A 3,723-nucleotide genomic window follows, 5' to 3' on the forward strand; every position below is an offset into this window, starting at 1 on the left:
GATAATGAGCGGGTCAACGACAGCTAATTTGCATCAGCTTGCGGCAACTTTTTTTGAACCGAAAGCTGGTAGAAACAAAATCTTGGCGGATGAGCTAACGTTTCCCAGTGATATTTATGCTCTCCAAAGCCAGCTCCAATTACATGGACTTGATCCTGCGACACATTTAGTTCAGGTGAAAAGCCGTGATGGGAAATTCCTTGAGGAAGATGACATCATTGCAGCGATGAACGAGGAAATAGCCTTGATTGTACTGCCGACGGTCTTGTATCGGAGCGGTCAGATCCTTGATATTGAAAGGTTAACCAAGGAAGCCCATGCACGTGGGATCATGATTGGGTTCGATGGCTGTCATTCTATAGGTGCTGTTCCGCATTGGTTTGACAAGTGGGAAGTGGATTTTGCATTTTGGTGTAATTATAAGCATTTGAATGGTGGGCCAGGTTGTGTAGCTGGGTTGTATGTGAACCGTAAGCATTTTGACAAGAAGCCGGGATTGGCAGGATGGTTTGGATCGAGGAAGGATAAGCAGTTCGATATGGAGCATTCCTTTACACAGGCAAATTCTGCCGGTGCTTTTCAGATTGGGACTCCCCATATATTAAGCATGGCTCCCCTTTTAGGCTCACTTGAAATGTTTGCAGAAGTGGGAATAGAGCAGGTTCGGTCAAAATCTTTGAGGCTGACGAAATATCTAATGGATTTAATCGACTCGGAACTTACTGATTACGGATTTAAAATTGGTAGTCCAAGGGATGAATCAAAAAGGGGCGGTCATATCATCCTTGAACATAAGGAAGCGGCAAGAATATGTAAAGCATTGAAAAAAGAGGCTATCATACCCGATTACCGTGAACCTAATATGATCCGACTAGCACCTGTTGCTCTTTATACCTCTTTTCAGGAAGTCTTTGAAACGGTACAGGTCCTTAAAAAAATCATGGACGGAAGGTTATATGAAAACTATGAAAATAAACGGGGAATCATTGCCTAGGATGGGAGAACCGTATGGAGAAAAATAAGTTGCATCGTAAGTTATCGTCAAATCAAATCACAATGATTGCCATGGGTTGTGCAATTGGTACCGGTTTGTTTTTGGGCAGCGGCCTTGCGATTTCGACCGCAGGCCCAAGTGTATTAATCAGCTATGCAGCAGGTGCATTCATTGTCCTCCTGTTGATGGGCTGTTTGGCAGAAATGACTGTAGCCTATCCAACATCAGGGTCATTTGGAACGATTGCTGAAAAATATATCAGTCCATTTGCAGGCTTTGTTGTGCGATATTCATATTGGATAGCGAATGTCCTTGCTATTGGAGTCGAAGTGAGTGCAATCGCCGTGTACATGAAATATTGGTTCCCTGATGTAGCTGGAAGTGTGTGGATTTTTCTTTTTGCTGCACTGCTTATCTATGTAAATGCAACGAGTGTCAATACATTCGGAAATTTTGAATATGTATTTTCAATGATTAAAATTAGCGCTATTGTTATTTTTATTTTACTTGGAGCATACGTGGTGATTGGCGCCGAACCCTCAAGTGGTATTGGGGTAGAGAATTATGTCAATGACGGAGGGTTTATGCCATTCGGGTTTTGGGGGCTTTGGGTTGCAATATTTATTTCTCTCTTCAGCTTTTTAGGGACGGAATTAATTGCAGTGACAGCGGGAGAAGCAAAAGACCCGGATATTGCCGTGCCCAAAGCTTTAAAGGCAACTGTTTTCAGACTTGCTACTTTTTATGTACTGACAATCGGTCTTATGTTGATGATTGTACCATGGCAGTCCGCTGGAATCGATAAAAGCCCATTTGTAAAGGTAATGGAAATTTTGAATATTCCAGGAGCATCAGGAATAATGAATTTTATTGTGCTAACAGCAGCTCTATCTGCGATGAATAGCCAGTTATATGCTTCTACAAGAATGATATTTTCATTATCCGAGCAAAAGCAGGCTCCTGCATTATTTCAAAAGGTGAGCCGAAAAGGTGTTCCATTACGTGCCCTACTCATCTCTACGCTGGGCATTTYTCTGGCTGCTGGTGTAAAAGTTCTGCTTCCGGATACTTCATATGCGTTCATGATGGGGATTTCGATGTTCGGAGCTATTTTCACCTGGTTTATGGTGTTTATCTCACATTTGTATTTTAGGAGGGATTGGGAAAAATCTGGAGGGCGGAAGTTGCCGGTGAAAATGTATGGCTTTCCATATTTAACGATACTAGGTGCATTTCTGCTGTTTGCTTTGACGGTATCGACTTGGTTCACTGGTCCATTTAAAATCGTTCTCCAGTTCGGTGTTCCTTGGCTGATCTTTCTTTGCATCGCTTATTTGTTAATGATGAAAATAAAAAGAACGTAAAGGGAGAGAGAGTATGGATAAGGGACCGACTGATAAGAATCGTTTAGAAGAAGGAATGGTTACTGATTTTGAAAAGGATATGTCCTATGGGGACTATCTACATTTAAATCAAATTCTATCGAGTCAGCACCTGCTTTCCGGTCATCATGATGAGATGTTGTTTATTATCATTCATCAAACAAGTGAATTATGGATGAAACTGATTCTTCATGAATTAACAGCAGCAACAGACAATATTGAGGCAGGACGTTTGGAGCCTTCTTTTAAAATGCTATCTAGGGTATCAAGAATTCAACAACAACTTGTTCAATCGTGGAATGTTCTCTCGACCTTGACGCCATCGGATTATATGGAATTCCGTGAGAAACTCGGAAACTCTTCTGGCTTTCAATCATTTCAAAACCGGTTGATTGAATTTGCAATGGGCCAAAAGAATACGCAAATATTGACCGTTTTTCGACATCAGCCTGAACTTTATGAAACGATGATGGTTAATTTAAATAAACCTAGTATTTATGATGCTGCGATTGGGGCCTTGGCTGCAAGAGGTCTTCCGGTTGATGAATCCGTTTTGAAAAGGGATTGGTCYGAAACATATCGAATAAATGCCAGTGTGGAGAGTGCCTGGCTGACGGTCTACCGCGATGTTCATAAATATTGGGACTTATATGAGCTGGCCGAAAAGCTTCTTGATATTGGTAGTCAGCAACAATTTTGGAGATTCCATCATATGAGTACGGTAGAAAGAATCATCGGCCAAAGAATGGGCACAGGTGGTTCGTCGGGAGTGAGCTACCTAAAGAAAGTGGTCGACCAGCCATTTTTCCCCGAACTCTGGACACTGCGAACAAAGCTGTAAGCAAGACTGGAGGGGAAAATATATGAATCTATAGAGAGATATTTCTCAGCGACTGAACGAAAATACGCCATATTGGCCAGGAGATACACCGTATTCATATCGTCTGAATTCTTCAATAGCAAAGGGATCATCAGTCAATGTTGGGGAAATTCGGATGAGTACACATTTAGGAACACATATTGATGCTCCTTTCCATTTTGATGAAAACGGAAAAAAAATCATTGAGCTCGATTTGGATTTATATATTGGCCCAGCACTTTTAGTAAAGATAGATGCTGCTAAAAGTATTGGAGTTAAGGCTTTTACAGGTATCGACTTTACAGGCATCGAACGGTTATTACTGGCAACAGGACAGTGGAAGGACCTCAGCCGTTTTCCTGAATGGATTCCTACAATTGATCCTGAATTAGCACCTTATCTTGCTGATAGAGGAGTGAAGTTGCTTGGACTTGATTTGCCTTCCGTTGACTATCTCGACAGCAAAGAATTGCCTGCCCACCATGCTC

The 3,723-nt window shown here is 41.7% G+C and carries 4 protein-coding genes; all 4 read left to right on the forward strand.

The features are described 5' to 3' along the window. A partial coding sequence (gene kynU / locus AC1DUW_RS23320; protein WP_477643569.1) for a kynureninase occupies positions 1 to 994 on the forward strand: 994 nt, incomplete at its 5' end. A gap of 14 nt (positions 995 to 1,008) precedes the next feature. Beyond that, entirely contained in the window at positions 1,009 to 2,358 is a 1,350-nt protein-coding gene (locus tag AC1DUW_RS23325; protein ID WP_477643570.1) for an amino acid permease, read from the forward strand. Between the two features lie 13 nt (positions 2,359 to 2,371). After that, entirely contained in the window at positions 2,372 to 3,217 is an 846-nt protein-coding gene (kynA, locus tag AC1DUW_RS23330; protein ID WP_053345052.1) for a tryptophan 2,3-dioxygenase, read from the forward strand. A gap of 52 nt (positions 3,218 to 3,269) precedes the next feature. Continuing rightward, positions 3,270 to 3,723 (forward strand): cyclase family protein (locus tag AC1DUW_RS23335; protein WP_477643571.1); only part of this gene is annotated, 454 nt, incomplete at its 3' end.

It is taken from the genome of Peribacillus sp. P4_C12 (genome assembly GCF_056402095.1).